The organism is Streptomyces sp. NPDC060184 (assembly GCF_042728795.1).
Taxonomy (GTDB): Bacteria; Actinomycetota; Actinomycetes; order Streptomycetales; family Streptomycetaceae; genus Streptomyces.
The window spans coordinates 131,586-150,695 of the sequence record NZ_JBHWYX010000001.1; the positions used below are offsets into that span (position 1 = coordinate 131,586).

The following is a 19,110-nucleotide window of genomic DNA, read 5'->3' on the forward strand; positions in this document are numbered from 1 at the left end:
GAAGAGGCCGGATGCCGTACACCGTAAGGCGATCGCTCTACGGTGTACGAGCAAGCTTTCCGACACTCACCCGAACGAGCGAACAGCCGCACGCACGGGCCGAACGGGTGTACGCCCGGCCGCGCGGGCCGACCGGGCGTCCTCCGCGGGTCCCGGTCGGCGCGGGAGTCACCCGTGCGGCGCGCCGACCGCGAGGGTGGGACCCATGACGACGGACTTGCGCGCATTCCTGGACCCCTACGTCGAACGGGGCGCCGTCCCCGGTGCCGTGGCGCTCGTGGCCCGCGGCGACCGGGTGGACGTAGCCGCGTCCGGCTCGGCGGACACCGGCGGCACCACGCCGATGGCCCGCGACACCCTCTTCCGGATCGCCTCCCTCACCAAGCCGATCACCGCCGCCGCCACGATGGTGCTCGTCGACGAGGGCCGCCTCACCCCCGGCCAGCCCGTCGGGACCTGGCTGCCGGAGCTGGCCGCCCCCAAAGTCGTACGCACCCCGGACGGCCCGGTCGAGGACGTCGTACCGGCCCGGCGGCCGATCACCGTGTTCGACCTGCTCACCTTCCGCGCCGGGTACGGATTCCCCTCCGACTTCGCGCTCCCGGCCGTCGCACCGCTCTTCTCCGAGCTGCACCAGGGACCGCCGCAACCGCAGGCGGTGGCGGAGCCCGACACCTGGATGCGGACCCTGTCCCACATCCCGCTGCTCCGCCAGCCCGGTGAGGCATGGCTCTACAACACCTGCTCGGACATCCTCGGGGTGCTGATCTCCCGGGTCTCGGGGCGGTCGCTGCCGGAGTTCCTGGCGGAGCGGGTGTTCGAGCCGCTCGGGATGAAGGACACCGGGTTCGCCGTTCCGGCGGCGGACCTCGGCCGGTTCACCGGCTACTACCGGGCGCACCCGGACGGCGGGTTCGACCTGGTCGACGCGGCGGACGGGCAGTGGAGCACGCTGCCCGCGTTCCCCTCGGGGGCGGGCGGCCTGGTCTCCACCGCGGACGACTGGCTCGCGTTCGCCCGGATGCTCCTCGCGGGCGGCCTCACCGGCGACGGGCGGCGGCTGCTGTCGTCCGGCGCGGTGCGCCAGATGCTGACCGACCACCTCACCCCCGCCCAGCGCAGGGCGAGCGGGCTCTTCACGGAGGGGCAGGGCTGGGGGTTCGGCGGCTCGGTCGACGTGGAGACCCAGGACCCGTGGAACGTACGCGGGCGGTACGGCTGGGTCGGCGGCACCGGCACCGCCGGGCACCTCGTCCCGTCCACCGGGCTGGTCACCCTGCTGCTCACCCAGGTCGAGCTGGGCGGGCCGAAGCCACCGGAGCCGATGCGGGACTTCTGGACGTACGCGGCGCGGCTCGACGCGGCGGGGGACTGAACGGGGCCTCCGCGAGTGCCCCGGCCACGACCGAGGCGGGCCCGGACAGCTGCCGGGCCCGCCTGCCCGTGGGGACGGGTGGTCATGAGGTGGTGCGGTTGCCGTGGTCCGACGTCAGCTCCTGAGCCGCGTCAGGTCCTGGGCCGCGTCAGCTCCTGAGCCGGGTCAGCTCTTGGGCTGCGTCAGGTCGTAGAAGGTGGCGCTCCCGACGGTCACCTCCTCGTAGTGGGCCTCGACCCAGGACGAGATCTTCGAGGACGTGCCGCTGTCGCCGCCGCCCATGCCCGTCCCGCCGCCGATGAAGTAGTGGATCCTCCCGTCGGCCACGTACTTCTTGAACTGGGCGAGAGTCGGGGAGGGGTCGCTGCCGTTGAAGCCGCCGACGGCCATCACCGGTTTCTCGGTGGCCAGTTGGTAGCTCGCGGAGTTCTGCGAGCCGATCGCCGCCGCGACCCAGGTGTAGTCGTCGGCGTCCTTCTCCAGCAGTTTCTCCGCCGCGTCGGAGACCGTGGCGCCGTTGAGGAGGCCGCCCATGCCGCCACCGCCGCCGCCCGGGCCGCCTTCGCCCGTGCCGCCGCCCGGCATCCCGCCGAAGTTCTGGCCGTTCGTACCGTTTGCGCCGTTCTGCCCGTTGGTGCCCTGGCCGGGCAGCTGCCCCGCCGTTCCGGCGGGGGGTGTGCCGTTGGGAGCCGTACCGGTGGGAGGCGTGCCTCCGCCGGGGAACCGACCGTTCTGGCCCTGGCTGTTCTGGCCGGCGCCTTGGCCGGTCGTGCCGCCCGGAGGCTGCATGCCGCCACCGCCGCCGCCCGGGCCCCCGCCGCCGGGTCCGCCGCCCATCGTGCTGGCGCCGGAGGGGCCGGCCGTGACGATGGAGCCCTGGTGTCCGGTGTTCAGCGTGGACACCGTGTACGCGGCCGGGCCGGCCAGCGACGCCACGATCGCGACCACCGCCACCACGAGCCCGAGCGGACGGCCCACCCGTCCCGCGAACACCAGCCACACCGCGCTGATCAGGCCGAAGAGCAGGACCGCCCAGCGCAGCCACGGCAGGTAGTCCGGGGTGCGGCCGAGGAGCACGTACGCCCAGAGAGCCGTGGTGGCGACGGTCCCGCCGAGCACCGCGCCCGCCCACCAGGCGGCCCGCTCCTCCCAGAGCGCGACGGCACCGGTGCCGACGAGCGCCGCGAGGTAGGGGGCGAGGGCCACCGTGTAGTACTGGTGGAAGATCCCGGCCATGAAGCTGAAGACGACCGCGGTCATCAGCAGCGAACCGCCCCACGCGAGGAACGCGGCCCGGCGCGCGTCGGTGCGCGGCGCCTTGCGGGTGAGCCAGAGACCGGCCACGAGGAGGATCAGCGCGGCGGGCAGCAGCCACGAGATCTGGCTGCCGATCTCGGAGTTGAACATGCGGCCGATGCCGGTCTCGCCCCAGCCGCCGCCCTGTCCGCCGCCACCGCCGCCGACGCTGCCGGTCTCGTCACCGCTGATGCGGCCGAGTCCGTTGTAGCCGAAGGTCAGTTCCAGGAAGGAGTTGTTCTGCGAGCCGCCGATGTACGGGCGGGAGGAGGCGGGCCAGAGCTCGACGATCGCCACCCACCAGCCTCCCGCGACGACCATGGTCACCGCGGAGAGGGCGAGTTGGCCGAACCGCTTCCGTACGGGCACGGGCGCGAGCACCGCGTACAGCACGGCGAGCGGCGGCAGGATCAGGAACGCCTGCAGGGTCTTCGCCAGGAAGGCGAGCCCGACCGCGACGCCCGCCCACACCAGCCACGCGGTGCGGCCGTTCTCCACCGCGCGGAGCACGCAGTACACGGTGACGGTCATCAGCAGCGCGAGCAGCGCGTCCGGGTTGTTGAAGCGGAACATCAGGGCGGCGACCGGGGTCAGCGCGAACACGCCCACCGTGAGGAGACCCGCCGCCGCGCCGAAGCGGCGGCGCACCGCCGCGTACAGCACCCCGGCGGTGGCGACGCCCATCAGCACCTCGGGCAGCAGGATCGCCCAGGAGCCGAGGCCGAAGATCCGCACCGAGATCGCCATCGGCCAGAGGGCGGCCGGCGGTTTGTCGACGGTGATCGCGTTGGCCGCGTCCGAGGAGCCGAAGAAGAACGCCTTCCAGCTCTCGCTGCCTGCCTGGACAGCCGCGGAGTAGAAGGAGTTGGCGTACCCGGAGGCGCTGAGGTTCCACAGGTAGGCGAGCGCGACCACCAGCAGCAGGCCGAGGAAGGCGGGCCGCGCCCAGGACGGGTCCTCGGGCCGGCCGCGCCAGAGCCGTCCGGCCCGGCCGGTCCCGGCGGAAGGGGCCGCCCGGTGAGCGGCCCCGGGGGGTGCGGGCGGCACCGGGGGCGGCGGCGCGGGGTACGCGTCGGGGTGGAGGGAGGCGGTCATCGGGCGTTCCTCAGTTCGTCGTCGGCGTACGGGTCGGCGTACAGGTCGGTGTACGGGTCGTCGGTGCCGGGCGCCGTGATCGGAGCCGTACGGGATCCCCCGAACGGGGCGGCGTGCGGGGCGGCCCGCCGGGCGGCCCGCGGGGCGGTCCCGAAGGCGTCGAAGGGGGCCGGGTGTCCGGCGGGGTGCACGGGGGTCCGGCCGTCGGCGGGGGTCCGGCCGTCGGCGGTGGTCGGCACGGGGGCGGTGGTCGGCACGGAGGCGGCCCGGTCGGCGCGCCGCTCCGGGAAGACCCAGGCGCGCAGGAGCAGGAAGCGGAGCACGGTCGCCGCCAGGTTGGCCGCGATCAGCACGGCGACCTCCGTGGAGTGCGAGGTCGACGGGGCGGTGGTGGACAGCGCGGCGAGCGAACCGCTGGTGAGCGCGAGGCCGATGGCGAAGACCACGAGGCCCTGCGCCTGGTGGCGGACCGCGCCGCCCCGGCCGCGTACCCCGAAGGTGAGACGCCGGTTCGCCGCCGTGTTGGCGACGGCCGAGACCAGGAGGGCGCCCGCGTTGGCGAGTTGCGGGCCGACGCCCAGCCGGAAGAGCGAGTACAGCGCGAGGTAGACGGCGGTCGAGAGCACCCCGACCACGCAGAACCCGACCAGCTGACGGGCCAGGCCGCGCGGTACGCCGGGCACCGTACGGTCCCGGGGGTCGTCGCCGAACGGCCGGGACAGCCGATCGAGCGGCAGCGCGCCGACCGCCAGCGCCCGCCCCACCCGCCAGACGCCCTTCAGGTCCTCGGTGGCGGTTTTCACGATGTGCACCGTGGAGTCGGGATCGTCGACCCAGTCGACCGGCACCTCGTGGATGCGCAGCCCGGCCCGCTCGGCGAGCACCAGCATCTCGGTGTCGAAGAACCAGCCGGTGTCCTCGACCATCGGCAGCAGCCGTTCGGCCACCTCGCGCCGGATCGCCTTGAACCCGCACTGGGCGTCACTGAACCGGGCGGAGAGCGAGGAGCGCAGGATCAGGTTGTAGGAGCGCGACACGAACTCGCGCTTCGACCCGCGCACCACCCGCGCACTGCGCGCCAGCCGGGACCCGATCGCCAGGTCCGAGTGGCCGGAGATCAGCGGGGCGACCAGCGGCAGCAGCGCGTTGAGGTCGGTGGAGAGGTCGACGTCCATGTAGGCGAGGACCGGCGCACCGGACCGCGACCACACCGTGCGCAGGGCGCGTCCGCGCCCCTTCTGCTCCAGCCGGTACGAGACCACCTCAGGCAGCAGCGCTTCGAGCCGGGACGCCACCAGCGGGGTGGTGTCGGTGCTCGCGTTGTCCGCGATCGTGATGCGGAAGCGGTAGGGGAAGGTCCGGGTCAGGTGCTCGTGCAGCCGCCGGACACAGGTTTCGAGGTCCTTCTCCTCGTTGTACACGGGCACGACCACGTCGAGTACGAGTACGGGCGCTCCGTGCGCGTCCACCGTCCCGGCCGGGAGATGCTGCCGGGCCGGCAGGGCACTGGTGCCGGCGCTCCAGGGGTTGTCGGTTCGCATGGTGACGACGTTCGCGGGCCGCGCTGTCACGACGGTGTGCTGCGACTGTGGCCGGGCTGTGAGTCGTCGGGCGTCACTGACGGTCCCTCACATGCCGTTAACTTTGAGGGAGTTGATGTGAACTAAAGGTGCCCTGACGCCCCACGGGCGCACCGGCCTCCGCGCCCGGCCCCGCGCCCGGCCCCGCGCCTGGTTCCGCGCAGGCCGGCAGACGGACGGAGAACACCGTCTCGCCGGGCACCGAGCGGACCGAGACCTCCCCGCCGTGCGCGGCCGTGACCGCCTGCACGATGGCGAGCCCCAGCCCGGTGGAGCCCGCGTGGCGCGAGCGCGAGGCGTCGCCCCGGGCGAACCGCTCGAAGACGTGCGGCAGCAGCGCGGCCGGAATGCCCGGCCCGTCGTCCCGCACCTCCAGCGTCACCCACGGCACCCCGGGCGCGGCGGGGCGCACGGCGGCGGTGACGGTGGTGCCGGGCGGGGTGTGGGTGCGCGCGTTGCCGAGCAGGTTGACCAGCACCTGATGGATACGGGTCGCGTCGGCCCGTACCGTCGCCGGGGCGTCCGGCAGCTCCAGCCGCCAGAGGTGGCCGCCCTCCGCCGACCGGGCGCGGTCCGCCGCACGGGCGTCGCTCACCGCGTCCACCACGAGCGGCGAGAGGTCGGTGGGCCGGTGGTCGAGCGGGCGGCCCGCGTCGAGCCGGGCCAGCAGCAGCAGGTCCTCCACCATGCCGGTCATCCGCTCGGCCTCGGACTCGATGCGCCCCAGCGCGTGTTGGGTGTCGGGCCCGACGGACTCGCGCCCGCGCCGGGTCAGTTCGGCGTACCCGCGGATCGAGGCGAGCGGGGTGCGCAGCTCGTGGCTGGCGTCGGCCACGAACTGCCGGACCCGCGTCTCGCTCTCCTGCCGGACGGCCAGGGCCGAACCGACGTGCCCCAGCATCCGGTTGAGCGCCGCCCCGACCTGGCCGACCTCGGTGCGGGGATCGGCCTCCGCCTCGGGGACCCGTACCAGCGGAGCCACCTCACCGCTGTGCAGCGGGAGTTCGGAGACGCGCGTCGCCGTCGCGGCGACCCGGCGCAGCGGGCGCAGCGCCACCCCGACCATGGTGGCACCCGCGATTCCGGCGGCGATGAGCCCCGCCCCGGTGACGCACACCTCCACCAGGATGAGCGCGGTGATGTCGCTGCTCACCTCCTCGCTCGGAATACCTACGAGGAAGGTGACGCCGCCCTTCGAGCCGCCCTTCGCGGAGGCGGACTCGACGCGGTAGGAGCCGAGTCCGGGGAGTTCGACGTCGTGCGTGGCGGAGTCGTCCGCGGCCCCGGAGGACTCCAGCGCCTCGCTCTGGGCACCGGTCAGCGGGGTGGAGCTGGGCACGGTGTCCTTGCCGAGGTCGGCGAGGACCTTCGAATCGAGGACCGTGCCGTCCTCGGCGACGACCGCGCCGACCGTACCGATGGGCTGGCCGCCGTTGCCGATGAAGTCGAGCAGGCTGCCGCCGCCCGGGAGACCGCGTGGTCCCGGCTCACCGGCCCCGGGACCGAGCCCCGCCCGGACCGCGATGGAGTCCAGCTGGTCGTCGAGCTTCCCGTACATGTAGCTGTGGAAGGCGATCGCGGTCACCGAACCGATCACCGCCGCGACGACCGCGATGAGCGAGACGGCGGAGACCACCAGCCGGGTCCGCAGCGTCCAGGGCCTGCCGCCCCTTCGTCCGGGGCCGACGCCGCCCCGGGTGGCCGCCGGACGGCCGGTCCGCCCGCGCATCCCGGCTACTCGCCCGGCTTGATGAGATAGCCCGCGCCCCGGCGCGTGTGGATCATCGGCGTGCGGCCCGCGTCGATCTTCTTGCGCAGGTAGGAGATGTACAGCTCGACGACGTTGGCCTGACCGCCGAAGTCGTAGTTCCACACCCGGTCCAGGATCTGCGCCTTGCTGAGCACCCGGCGGGGGTTGCGCATGAGGAAGCGCAGCAGCTCGAACTCGGTGGCGGTGAGGTGGATCGAGGTCCCGCCCCGGCTCACCTCGTGGCTGTCCTCGTCGAGCAGCAGGTCGCCGACGACGAGCGTGGACTCGCTGCGGGCGCTGGTGGACGCGCCGGACCGGCGGATCAGCCCGCGCAGCCGCGCCACGACCTCCTCCAGGCTGAACGGCTTGGTGACGTAGTCGTCGCCGCCCGCCGTGAGCCCCGCGATCCGGTCCTCCACCGCGTCCCGGGCGGTCAGGAAGAGCACCGGCACGTCGGCGTGGTCGCGGCGCAGCCTGCTGAGCACCGCCAGGCCGTCCATGTCCGGCAGCATCACGTCGAGCACCACCGCGTCGGGGCGGAAGTCCCGGGCGGTGCGCAGCGCACCGGCACCGTCCCCGGCGCTCCGCACGTCCCACCCCTCGTACCTCAGGGCCATCGAGAGCAGTTCGGCGAGCGGCGGCTCGTCGTCCACGACCAGCACGCGGACGGGGTTCCCGGCGTTGCGGTCGGCCCTGAGCAGTTCGGTACGCCCCTGGGGCGAGGTCGTCGTCATCCCCCCACCCTGTGAGACCGCTCTGAGAGGGAGCTTGCCCGTTTCTGTGAAAAGCCTGAGAAACGAGTCAGGCTCTGGTCATGAAGAACCCAAGACGCGCCAAGACCGAACCGTACCGAAGCGGAACCGGTCAGAGCTGACCGCCCGGCACGCGCGGGAACGCCCCTCCCGCACCCGCGGAAAGCCCGCGCCCCGCACGCTCGCGCAAGCCCGTCCCGCACGCTCGCGCAAGCCCGTCCCGCACGCTCAGAAGAGCCCGTCCTGCACCCCGCCGTGCCCCAGGTCCTCGACCGGAACGGTCACCGCCGGACCCCGGCCGCCGCCGTCCTCGTCACCCGGCGCCTCGGGCCCCGCCGCGGCCCGTACGAGCTCCCAGCCCGTCATCAGCCGGGTGTCGAGCACCACCACCGCGCCGCCGTCGCCGGTCGCCAGGTGCAGGTCCGGTCCGGCGGCGGCCACCAGCCGCCCGGCCACCCCGCCGCCCGCCACCAGCTCCCGCACCGCCCCGACGCCCGCTCCGCCCGCCAGGCCGGGCAGCCCGAACAGCCCGGAGTGGTCCACCGCCTCGTACGGCAGCCGCTCCAGCGACTCCGGCCAGCCGCGCCCTTCGAGCGCCGCCGCCCGCCCGTACAACTCCGCCACCTCACCGGCGCGTTCCCCGGCGCCCGGCAGCATCCCGCGCACCGCGCGCTTACGGGCGTACGGAATCCGGTCCGGCACCCCGAGCGCGGCACGCAGCACCTCTTCGGTCCGCCGCGCCGCCATGAGCGGGCCCCGGCCCAGCCAGCTGAAGACCACGGCACCCTGCTCCCGCAGCCGCGCCGCGCCGCGCTCCTCGGCGGTGATCCCGACCTTGACCATCCCGGGCCCGAACCAGGCGAGGTAGACCCGGTACGAACGCGGGTCGTCCGCGATCGTGTCCGCCGCCACCGAGTGCGCCCGGTCCAGCCGCGCGCACTCCGCGCACCGGGCCCCCGTGCTCCGGCCCGGCACCAACGCCCCCAGCGGGCAGGCGTTCCCCCGGGCCCCCACGCAGCTCCGCTCCCCGAGGGCCCGGAATCCGAGGACGCTCCCGTACACGAGGACGCTCCCGCGCCGGTCCCGGCCGTTCTCCCAGCCCAGCTCCGGGGCCTCCCCGGGCCACCGCAGTCCGGTGCACCGCCAACCCACTCGAGAACCCCCGGTCGCTTCCACCATCGGCGAGGGACCAACCCTACGGGTGGCGCACCGTGGCTTTCCGGCGTGTTCCTCCCGCGTTCCCCCCGGCGGTGACCCGCGCGGTCCTCCCGCACGGTCCTCCCGCACGGTCCTCGCGCGCGGTCCTCCGGCACGGTCCTCCCGCACGTTTCCGGCACGTGCCTCCGCGCGCTTTTCCCGCCTCGGCCGGGCACCACGACCGGCTGCGGGACTACCATCCTGCCCATGGCACTGACCATGGACGACGTGGACCGGTTCGAAGCCTCCCGACCGCGCCTGGAAGCCATCGCCTACCGCCTCCTGGGCTCGGCGAGCGACGCCGAGGACGCCGTGCAGGACACCTTCCTGCGCTGGCAGGCCGCCGACATCGGCCGGATCGAGGTCCCCGAGGCCTGGCTGACGAAGGTCCTCACCAACCTGTGCCTCAACCAGCTGACCTCGGCCCGCGCCCGCCGCGAGACGTACGTCGGCCAGTGGCTGCCCGAACCGCTGCTCGCCGGGGACCCGATGCTCGGCCCCGCCGACACCGCGGAGCAGCGCGAGTCCGTCTCGTACGCCGTGCTCGCCCTCATGGAACGCCTCTCCCCCAACGAGCGCGTGGTGTACGTGCTGCGGGAGGCCTTCGACTACCCGCACCGCAGGATCGCGGAGATCCTCGACATCACCGAGGCCTCCTGCCAGCAGATCTTCCACCGCGCGAAGAAGCACGTCGCGGAGGGCAGGTCCCGCGCCGAGATCGACGAGGCCGCCGCCCGGCGGATCGTCCACGAATTCCTCGCCGCCGCCACCAGCGGCCGTACCGAACCCCTCGTGGCCCTGCTCACCGGCGACGCGATCGCGGTCGGCGACGGCGGCGGCAAGGTCCCGGCCCGCGCCTCGGCGTTCGAGGGTGCCCTCGCGGTCGCGAAGTTCATGCGGGGCCTCTTCAAGCCCAGCCAGGCCAAGCGCAACCTCGTCGGCGGCGCCCCCGGGTTCTACGCCTCGACCGCCAACAACAGGCCCGCCCTGGTGGTGGTCCTCGACGGCCGGGTCATCGGGGTCGTCTGCATGGAGATCACCGCCGAGGGCATCGCCGCGTTCCGCAGCCAGGTCAACCCGGACAAGCTGGTCCGCGCCACCGAGCGGTGGGCGGCCGGCGGCGACCACGGCGAACCCCTGATCCGCCCGTTCTGACCCCACCACCCCACCCTGTGACCTGCTTCACATCGCACCCCTGTCAGGAATCGCCGGGCTGCCCGGTTCAAGAGGCGAACCGCGTCGAGAGGCGCACCGCGCGGGACAGGACGCGAGACAGGGAGCAGGAAATGAAGGACCACACCGTCCGCAAGCACCGCATCATCGTCCTCGGAGCCGGCTACACCGGCGCCATCGCCGCGGGGCGCCTCGCCAAGCGGCTGCGGAGCGAGGACGTCGACATCACGCTCGTCAACGCCGAGTCCGACTTCGTCGAGCGGGTCCGGCTGCACCAGCTGGCGGTCGGCCAGGAGCTCAGGCCCCGGCCCTTCGCCGAGATGTTCGCCGGTACCGGCGTGGCACTCCGGCTCGGCAGGGTCACCGCCGTCGACGCCGACCGCAGGACCGTCACCGTCGCCGACCCGGACGCCACCGAGACCGAGGAACTGGCGTACGACACCCTCGTGTACGCCCTCGGCAGCGGCTGGAACAGCCACGGCGTCCCCGGCGCCGCCGAGCACGCCCACGACGTCGCCGGCCGCCCTGGCGCCCTCCGGCTCCGCGAACGCCTCGCCGCCCTCGGCGCCGGACAGCCCGTGGTCGTCGTCGGTGGCGGCCTCACCGGCGTGGAGGCCGCCACCGAGATCGCCGAGGCACGCCCCGAACTCGACGTGGCCCTCGTCGTACGCGGCGAACTCGGCGACTGGCTCTCCCCCAAGGGCCGCCACCACCTGCGGAAGGTGACCGGCCGGCTCGGCATCACCGTGCGCGAGCACACCACCGTCGGCGAGGTGGCGGCCGACCACGTGGTCACCGCCGACGGCACCGACCTCCCCGCCGCCGTCACCGTGTGGACCACCGGTTTCGCGGTCCACCCGATCGCGAGGGCCACCACCCTGGAGGTCACCGGCAGCGGCCAGATCGTGGTCGACAGGACCCTGCGCTCGGTCTCGCACCCGGACGTCTACGCCATCGGCGACGCCGCCTTCGCGATGGGCCCCGGCGACAAGCCGCTCCGCATGTCCTGCGCCTCGGGCGTCCCCGCCGCGTGGCAGGCCGCCGACACCATCGCCGCCCACCTGACCGGGGACAAGCTCCCGGAGCCCTCGGTCCGCTACTTCAACCAGTGCATCTCGCTGGGCCGCAAGGAGGGCCTCATCCAGTACGTCACCGCCGACGACCGCGCCGTCAGCGCCGCCCTGACCGGCCGGCTCGCCGCCTTCTACAAGGAGATCGTCTGCAAGGGCGCCGCCTGGGGCGTCGCCAACCCCACCCTCGGCCTCCCGACGCGGCGGCGGCCGGTGGTCCGCCGAGCCACCGCACCGGTCGCGGACGCGACGCCCGTACCGGCCGTACCGGCCGAGTCCTGACCCCCGCCGGGCGCCCGACGGGCCGTGGCGCCAGGTCCTGCCGGCGCCACGGCCCGTCCGTGTCAGGGCTCTCCGGGAGCCACCGGCTCCGCCGGAGCCACTGGACCCGCTAGAGCCGCTTCAGGTTCCTGTCCAGGATCTCCCGGAGCCGGTCCACGTCCGCCGGGCCGCGGGCGCCCCGCTTGGGCACTACCGCGATTCCGACCGCACGGTCACCGGTCAACAGCACGAAGAGCCCGGGGGTCTCCAGGAACGCCCGGTGCATGCCCCATTCCGTGCTGAAGGACCCCCGCTCCCCCGTACTGACCGAGCCCTTCTCGTCGGCCACCGTGCGGCACTCCCCGTACGGCTCCATCAGGCCGGCCATGCGGCGGGCCATGGTGCGCATGCTTCGCAGGGAGACCCAGACCCCGTACACGGCAGCGAGCATCACCGCGACGCTCCACACCATCAGCGAACCGTCGGTCAGGTACCCGACGGCTGCGATGATCAACGGCATCAGCACCGGAAAGAGAAGCGCCTGGACCCTCCCCGCCGTCGACCGCCGCGCCCGCCCGCGAAGCGCCTGCTCGAAGTCCTCGGCCGTCAGCCGGTAGACGAACTCGGCGTCGGCGGCCGTACCGCGCTCCGCCTCCGGCTGTGACGCTGCCCCACCCCTGGTATCCATGAACGGTGATCGTAGTGGGGGCGGAGTCCGGCCCCGGCGGCTCGGGCTCCGGACGCCGGAGCGCGGGCATGACGGCGCGCCACCCCGCTCTCCGGCAACCGCAGACCCGGCAGCTCCAGCGGGCCGGACGATCCACCACCAACACCCGCCACGGCATACGACAGAGGCCCTCAGGATTTCTCCTGAGGGCCTCTGGCCTGTTGTGCACTCGGCAGGATTCGAACCTGCAACCTTCTGATCCGTAGTCAGATGCTCTATCCGTTAAGCTACGAGTGCTTGGCGTTCCGGGCTTTTTTCTTCCCGGTCGGCGTTGCGAGAACAACATTACATGAACCGCGCCGGGACGCGAAATCCGTTAGCCAAACCACCTCTGACCTGCGAAAACACCCCCAGAGGGTGAATCAGGTCCGCTCCGGGCCCCGCTCCCGCACCCGCTCTCCCGCCGCTTCGGCGGGCGGAAACCGTCCGAACGGGCCTCCGGAGCGGGGAGCCGCCGCGATCCGGGCCCGGCCCCCTCACGATCACGACCGGGAACGACCGCCGTCCGGCCGTCGGGTGCGGCCAACGGCCCGCGTACGGTCGGCGCTCCGATCCCGGGTGGAGCCGCGATCGAGAACCGGACCGGACGGCCGGACCCGACCCCGTGCCCCGAACCCCCGCGTCCTCACCCCCGGGAACGGCCACCCCGGGAACGACCACCCCGGGAACGGCCGAAGCCCCGTGCCAGGGGCACGGGGCTTCGGATGGGGCGGAGGCGGAGGGATTTGAACCCTCGATGGGTTTTAAAACCCAAACCGCATTAGCAGTGCGGCGCCATAGACCGGACTAGGCGACGCCTCCAGCACACCTCGCGCAAGCGCGAGTGGTGCGTGCAGATGATGACACAGACGAGTGCGGTGTCACCAATCGCGGCCCACCGTACTAGCCAGGTGGGCGCGAGAGCAAAGGACATACGCCCCCGATTCGGGGAAGGTCCGGCGCGCTCGTGTTCCGGGCCGGTGCCTGCCGGCCCCACCTCCTCCGTACGCCCCGCCCAGGCCTGCCGCCGCTCCCCCCGTACGCCGGGCGTGCGCTCCTGCTTGCTCCGTGCGGCCCCGTCGGATCGCGCAACGCCGGGGTGGGAGGGACGTTAGGGACACCAGGAAGGGCCGACGTGATCCAGGGACACGAGATGGGTCAGCCGCTGCCCGCCGCCACCCTTGCCCGTGCCCCAGGACCAGGAGTCCCGCAATGCTGCGCCGTCTCGCCCTCACCGCCGTCGTCTCGATCGCCGCGCTGTCCGCCGCCTCCCCCCTCGCCGCGGCCGTGGGACCGCTGCCCGTGCCCATCGAGGGGTCGGGGCCGCTCCCCGTGTCCGAGCGTTCGGGGCCGGCCGTCTCGCCCGGGCCCGCGGGCTCTCCGTACAGCGGGATGCTCCGCCCCGCGCGCAAGGGCGCCGGACCGGCGGAGGCCCGTGGACCTCGGGACACGGACGTCCCCGCCCTCCCGGGCCGCAGCAACGGCGATCTGCCGGGGGACATGACCGGCCCCATCACGACCGGCCCCACCACGCTTCCGGCGCCCGTCACCCTCCCGGCACCCACCACCGGCGGAGCCACGGGGGGAACGGGAGACACGGGAGCCGAGGGAGACACCGGAGCCGGGGCGGACGCCACCACCCGGCTCACGGTGACGGTCCAGGACTCCGGGAACACCGACTCCGGACAGACGGGCTCCGCCGACGCCTCGGGGCACCTCGTCCGGGACGGTTCGTACGAGCTGACGTGCGCGCCCGCCGCCGACACCCGGTCGGGCACGCGGGCCGGGGGCGACCACCCCGACGCTCAGGCGGCCTGCGACCGGCTCGCGGAGGCCGAGGGGGCGGGCGAGGACCTGTTCCGGCCGGTCGACAAGGACGCGATGTGCACCCAGATGTACGGCGGACCGGCCACCGCCCGGATCACCGGGACCTGGCGCGGACGGCCGGTCGACACGACCGTGAACCGGAGGAACGGCTGCGAGATCGCCCGCTGGAACGCCCTGCGCCCGCTCCTCCCGGCCACCGGCCAGTAGGCCCGCCGACAGCCCGAGCGGGAGCCCGGCCGGCCCGACGGGCGGGAGCCCGCTCGCACCCACAGCGGGCGCACATCGGAAGCACATACGGGTCCCGAGCGCCCGGTCAGTAGGCCGAATGGGGCTTTTCCCGGGCCTTCTCGCAGCCCCCGGGCCCTCCCGCACGTTCCTGGCGTACGGCTCCGCCGATACCTCCGGAGCCGTACGTACGGGGCGCGTTGGGGTGTTCGGGGGCTTCCGGTGTGCACCGGTTGCACAGAAGCTCGATGAGAGCTCCCCCTCATCCACCGTTCCTGCCCGCTCCGGTGCCCGTAGACTCCTCCCGTGACAGCCTGTGGCCCGAGGGGCAAGATGGGGCCGCGGGCCGGCAAGGTGCGGTAAACAGGGAGGAAGCGCGTCGTGAGCAGCAGGCCATCCCGAGGCACTGCTCGCCTCGCAGCCATACTCGACGCCCTCCCTGACGGGCTGCTGCTCGTCAACGCCAACGGCACGGTCGTCAACGCCAACACCATCGCGCTCGAAATGTTCGAGGCGCCCGGTACCGGCCTGGTGGGCCGTGGACTTCTCGACCTGCTCGCCGAGTTCGACTCGCGGCTGATCCCCGGGTCGATGCGCAGGCCGGACGCGGCGGACTCCCGGGGCCGGACCAAGCCGACGCGGATGATCGCGCGGCGGACGGACGGCCACGCGTTCCCCGTCGAGGTCACCAGCGCCGGCCTCGACAGCGGCCAGGCGGCCTACAACGACTTCCCCACCTCCTCCTTCACCGGCGACGAGCTGCTGATGCTCGTCGTGCGGGACCTCTCCGGCACCGTCGACACCGAGGCCGAACTGGCCCGTTCGCAGCGGCAGACCGAGATGATCCTGCGGGCCGCCGCCGAGGGCGTCGTCGGTACGGACACGGACGGCCGGGTCGTCCTGGTCAACCCCGCCGCCGCGCAGATCCTGGGCTTCCGCGCCAGCGACCTGGGCGGCAAGGAGCTGCACCCGCTGATCCTGCACTCGCGTGCGGAGGGCGAGCCGTTCCCGTACGAGGAGTCGCCGCTCGCCGACACCCTGCGCTCCGGGCGCAAGCACCGGGTGCGCGGGCAGGTGCTCTGGTCCAAGAGCGGTGCGCGGGTCCCGGTGGACCTGACGACCGCTCCGGTACGCGACGGGGACCAGCTGGTCGGCGCGGTGATGACGTTCACCGACCGCAGGCCGTACGAGGAGCTGACCGAGCAGCACACGACCGAGGTCGCGGAGCTGGCCGAGAAGCACGCCGCCGAGATCGCCGCACTGACGGAGAAGCACACGGCCGAGGTCGAGGAGCTGACCGAGAGCCACACGGCCGCCGTCACGGAGCTCACGGAGAGCCACACCACCGAGGTCTCCTCCCTCACCGAGAGCCACGCCTCCGAACTGGCCGACCGCACCGAGCGGTACGCCTCCGAGCTGGAGGAGCAGGCCGACCACATCGCCCTCCTCGGGGCGCAGCACGCACAGCTGACGGCCGTTCTCGGCGAGTCGCTGCGCGGCCCGCTGGAGGAGCTGCGGGGCGAACTCGCCACCCTCGCCTCCGACCCCGCCGGCCAGCTCTGGCCCGAGGCCAACCAGATCCTGCACCACCTGGCCGCCGGGTACGCCCGGATGACCACGCTGGTCGACAACGTCCTGGGCTACCAGCGCCTGGACTTCGGCACGGAGACGCTCGACAAGGCTCCGGCGCCGATCGACGCGGTCGTGACGGCGGGCATCGACGGGGCGGTCGAGCTGATCGGCCCGGGGCGCGCGCAGTTCGCGGTGCACGCCCCGCCGATCGAGGCCGAGGTGGACGCGCGTCGGCTGGCGACCGCCCTCGCCCACCTGGTCGCGGACGTGGCCGGGATCGACTCCACCGGCAAGACCCGGATCGCCCCCGGCGGCGGCTATCTGGACTCGACCGTCGTGGTGGCCGCGGCGCAGCGCGGGGACGTCGTACGGATCGAGGTGCGCGGCCCGTTCGCGGGCGGCGACCCGGTGCACACCCCGATCGTGAGCGGGATCGTGCGGGCGCACGGCGGGGTGCTCCAGACCCACGAGATGCCCGGCATGGCGGGCAGCGCGTACGTGCTCGAGGTTCCGCTGGGCTCGGGTTCCGGCACGGTCCAGCAGCAGCCCCGGCACTCCCCGCAGCAGCAGGGCGCCGTGCCGGAGCAGGCCGCGCAGCAGGAGGTCGCGGGCTTCGAGGCCGTCGGCGCTCCGGCCGTCGTCAGCGGTGGCCGGCGCAGGGCCCGCAGGTCGTCGACGGACGCGTTCCTGGAGAGCGCGCTGAGCCCGGAGGGGCCGGAAAGCCTCGCGGGCGCCGAGGGCGCGGTTCCGGTGGCGGGCTCCGCCCACGAGGGTGTCGAGAGTGGTCCCGCGGGCGCGTCGGACGAGACCGGCGGCGCCGGTCCGACCGGGCGGCGCCGGGCGCGACGGGGTCCGGCGGCGGTGGAGGAGCAGCCGGAGGAGGCACTGGTGCCCCGGCCGAGCGAGGGTTCGGGCCGCAGGCGCGGCCGTCCCAGCCCGGCGGAGACCGCCCCGGTTCCGGCGGGTGCCCCGGAGTCCGGACCGGTACCGGCCCAGGGCGGTGCCCAGCAGCAGCCGGTCCCGGTTCCGGCACAGGCGGGTCCCGCGCAGCAGCCGGCGCAGGCGCGTCCGCGCGGTGCCGGGCAGGCCCTCGCGCTTCCGGCGGCCGGTGGTGGCCCCTCGGAGGGCTCGGTCGTGACGGCGTCCGAGGGCGCCCAGGGCGCGGGCCGTCCGCAGCGCGGGCAGACCGTGCCGCCGCAGGGCGTTCCGGCGGCTCCGCAGGGTGTTCCGGCGGCTCCGCAGGGGCCCGGACAGCAGGCGGCGGGCGCCCAGGTCCCGGGACAGCAGGGACGCCGGCAGGCGGCACCGGCACCGCAGGCGCAGCAGGGACGACCGGCGCTGCCGGTGCGCTCCCCCGTGGTCCACGACGACATCCCCCAGCCCGGGGCGCTCGCGCCCGAGCTCCAGCCCGCGGGCCGTCGCGCCCGGCGTGCGCTGGCCGCCGCGCAGGAGCGACTGGCCGCGGAGAACGCGGGACCGCGCACCCCGTTCGCGCTGCCGCCCGCCGACGCGGACCGGCCCGCCGAGCCCGCGGCGGTACCGGACCGGCACGACGCCACCGCCATGGGCCCGGACGAGGACCACACCCCGCCGCAGCCGCACCCGGTGTCCGCCTCCCCGTCCGGCCGTCGCCGGGCCCGTCCCGCCGAGGCGGCCGGTTCGCCGGAGAGCTGGTCGCGGGTCGACTCGACCGACCGGGTCGGCGGCCCGGCCCCGGCCGCCCCGGCGGCGGACCACGGCCCCCTCGACCACGAGGCCGACGAGGCCGACGAGGCCGACGAGGCCGACGAGACCGACGAGACCGACGACGAGGCGCCCGAGCCCGCCCTCGCGTACGCGGCGCGCGCCCGCACCGCCACGGGGGCGCCGACGCCGGCCGCCACCGCCGCACCGGCCCCCGCGGCTCCCGCCGGCGCGTCCGAGCCGGTCCCCGGCGACGGGCCCACGGCGCACGCGACCGGCAGCACCCCGGTGCCGCCCGCCGCCGTGTCCGCGGCCCGTCGGCAGCCGCTGCCCGCGGAGATGCCGATGCCCGGTGGTTCGGACACCCAGGGGCGGGCCTTCAGCGTGCGGACGCTGGGCCAGGGCGTACCGCTCGTCCAGCACCTGGGCCACCAGCAGAACCAGACGCTCGGCGGGGCGGGACGGCGCCGCAAGCTGGCGGCTCCCCCGGGCGCGGAGGCTCCGGCTCCCGCCGCCCGGCCGCAGGGACTTCCGCAGGTTCCCGCCCCGCAGCCCACGCGGCCCGGCCCGGGTGTCCAGAAGTCGCAGGCCGCGCAGCCCGGCGCCACCGCCTCGGCCTCCGGACAGCTCATGGCGCAGGTCGCCGAGGGCCGTTCGTACGCCATAGGAGCACCGGACGAGGGCGCCGAAGGACCGGAGCCGCTGGACGGTCCGGGCGGGGCGGTCGAGATCGCCAACCGTCCGCAGCCCGTGCCGGTCGACGACGAGCTGCCTCCGGAGCCGCTGGACAACCCCCGGCGGCTGCTGGTCTGGCCGGCTCCCGACGTCTCGACGCAGGCGGCGCTCAGCGACCGGGGCTACCGTCCGGTGATCGTGCACTCGCGCGAGGAGGTGGACGCGCAGATCGCCGCGTTCCCGGCCGCGCTCTTCGTGGACCCGCTGACCGGGCCCATCACGCGTACCGCCCTCCAGTCGCTGCGCCAGGCCGCGGTGGCGGCCGAGGTGCCGGTGCTGGTCACGGCGGGTCTGGGCCAGGCGAGCCGGGAGGCGGCGTACGGTGCCGACCCGGCCGTCCTCCTCAAGGCGCTCGCCCCGCGCGACAGCGAGCAGCACCCGCCCCGGGTACTCGTCATCGAGGAGCGCGAGGAGATCGGAGGGGCCCTCGCGCAGACCCTGGAACGGCGGGGCATGCAGGCAGTCCGGGCGGCGACCGACAGCGAGGCGGTCGATCTGGCCGCGCGGATGCGGCCGAACCTGGTGGTGATGGACCTGATGCAGGTACGTCGCCGCCGGGCCGGGATCATCGACTGGCTGCGGGCCAACGGGCGTCTGAACCACACCCCGCTGGTCGTCTACACCTCGGCCGGACTGGACGGCTCCGAGCTGGCGTCGCTCGCTTCCGGCGAGACCGCGCTCTTCCTGGCCGAACGCTCCACCAGCGACGAGGTGCAGTCCAGGATCGTCGATCTGCTGGCGAAGATAGGGACCAACTGAGGCCGACGGTGCCGAAAGCGGAGGGCGGTACGGATCTCCGTACCGCCCTTCGCC

The 19,110-nt window shown here is 74.3% G+C and carries 11 protein-coding genes and 2 tRNA genes; 5 read left to right on the plus strand and 8 right to left on the minus strand.

What is annotated here, in order from left to right; translation table 11 throughout:
• The first annotated feature begins 205 nt into the window (after positions 1-205).
• On the plus strand, positions 206-1,375 hold the full coding sequence (locus ACFWEE_RS00555; RefSeq protein WP_386885115.1) for a serine hydrolase domain-containing protein: 1,170 nt from the start codon (positions 206-208) through the stop codon (positions 1,373-1,375).
• 165 nt (positions 1,376-1,540) lie between these two features.
• On the opposite strand, the gene ACFWEE_RS00560 is transcribed toward ACFWEE_RS00555, so the two are convergent.
• The 5 genes from ACFWEE_RS00560 to ACFWEE_RS00580 all read right to left on the minus strand — a co-directional run bounded on the left by ACFWEE_RS00560 (position 1,541) and on the right by ACFWEE_RS00580 (position 9,027).
• Positions 1,541-3,766 (minus strand): glycosyltransferase family 39 protein, encoded by a 2,226-nt coding sequence (locus tag ACFWEE_RS00560; protein WP_386885117.1) that lies wholly within the window; start codon positions 3,764-3,766, stop codon positions 1,541-1,543.
• The gene (locus ACFWEE_RS00565) at positions 3,763-5,307 is read right to left on the minus strand and encodes a glycosyltransferase (RefSeq protein ID WP_386885119.1); all 1,545 of its coding nucleotides are present in this window, start codon (positions 5,305-5,307) and stop codon (positions 3,763-3,765) included. The genes ACFWEE_RS00560 and ACFWEE_RS00565 overlap by 4 nt, the downstream gene beginning before the upstream one ends.
• Positions 5,308-5,404: 97 nt before the next feature.
• Positions 5,405-7,075: an ATP-binding protein gene (locus ACFWEE_RS00570; protein WP_386885120.1), complete on the minus strand. Its 1,671-nt coding sequence runs from the start codon at positions 7,073-7,075 to the stop codon at positions 5,405-5,407.
• A 5-nt stretch (positions 7,076-7,080) separates the two neighbouring features.
• Complete coding sequence (locus ACFWEE_RS00575; protein WP_386885122.1) at positions 7,081-7,830, minus strand: response regulator transcription factor; 750 nt, start codon at positions 7,828-7,830, stop codon at positions 7,081-7,083.
• 246 nt (positions 7,831-8,076) lie between these two features.
• On the minus strand, positions 8,077-9,027 hold the full coding sequence (locus ACFWEE_RS00580; protein ID WP_386885123.1) for a DUF2797 domain-containing protein: 951 nt from the start codon (positions 9,025-9,027) through the stop codon (positions 8,077-8,079).
• 225 nt (positions 9,028-9,252) lie between these two features.
• Here ACFWEE_RS00580 and sigJ point away from each other — a divergent pair, with 225 nt between their 5' ends.
• Both sigJ and ACFWEE_RS00590 read left to right on the plus strand, forming a co-directional pair.
• Positions 9,253-10,200: an RNA polymerase sigma factor SigJ gene (gene sigJ / locus ACFWEE_RS00585; protein WP_386885125.1), complete on the plus strand. Its 948-nt coding sequence runs from the start codon at positions 9,253-9,255 to the stop codon at positions 10,198-10,200.
• A gap of 131 nt (positions 10,201-10,331) precedes the next feature.
• Positions 10,332-11,570 carry an NAD(P)/FAD-dependent oxidoreductase gene (locus ACFWEE_RS00590; protein WP_386885126.1) on the plus strand — a complete coding sequence of 413 codons (1,239 nt, stop codon included), beginning with the start codon at positions 10,332-10,334 and terminating at the stop codon, positions 11,568-11,570.
• Positions 11,571-11,679: 109 nt separating this feature from the next.
• Here the strand turns inward: ACFWEE_RS00590 and ACFWEE_RS00595 are convergent, their stop codons facing one another.
• The 3 genes from ACFWEE_RS00595 to ACFWEE_RS00605 form a co-directional block, all read right to left on the minus strand.
• Positions 11,680-12,237: a YcxB family protein gene (locus ACFWEE_RS00595; RefSeq protein ID WP_386885128.1), complete on the minus strand. Its 558-nt coding sequence runs from the start codon at positions 12,235-12,237 to the stop codon at positions 11,680-11,682.
• A 203-nt stretch (positions 12,238-12,440) separates the two neighbouring features.
• Positions 12,441-12,513 (minus strand) — tRNA-Arg (locus ACFWEE_RS00600).
• A gap of 473 nt (positions 12,514-12,986) precedes the next feature.
• Positions 12,987-13,077, minus strand: a tRNA-Ser gene (locus ACFWEE_RS00605).
• Positions 13,078-13,467: 390 nt separating this feature from the next.
• Between ACFWEE_RS00605 and ACFWEE_RS00610 the strand changes: the two genes are divergently transcribed.
• Positions 13,468-14,289, plus strand: coding sequence for an SSI family serine proteinase inhibitor (locus tag ACFWEE_RS00610; RefSeq protein WP_386885130.1), 822 nt, complete (start codon positions 13,468-13,470; stop codon positions 14,287-14,289).
• Positions 14,290-14,688: 399 nt separating this feature from the next.
• Positions 14,689-19,056, plus strand: coding sequence for a PAS domain-containing protein (locus ACFWEE_RS00615; protein ID WP_386885132.1), 4,368 nt, complete (start codon positions 14,689-14,691; stop codon positions 19,054-19,056).
• Positions 19,057-19,110 lie beyond the last annotated feature (54 nt).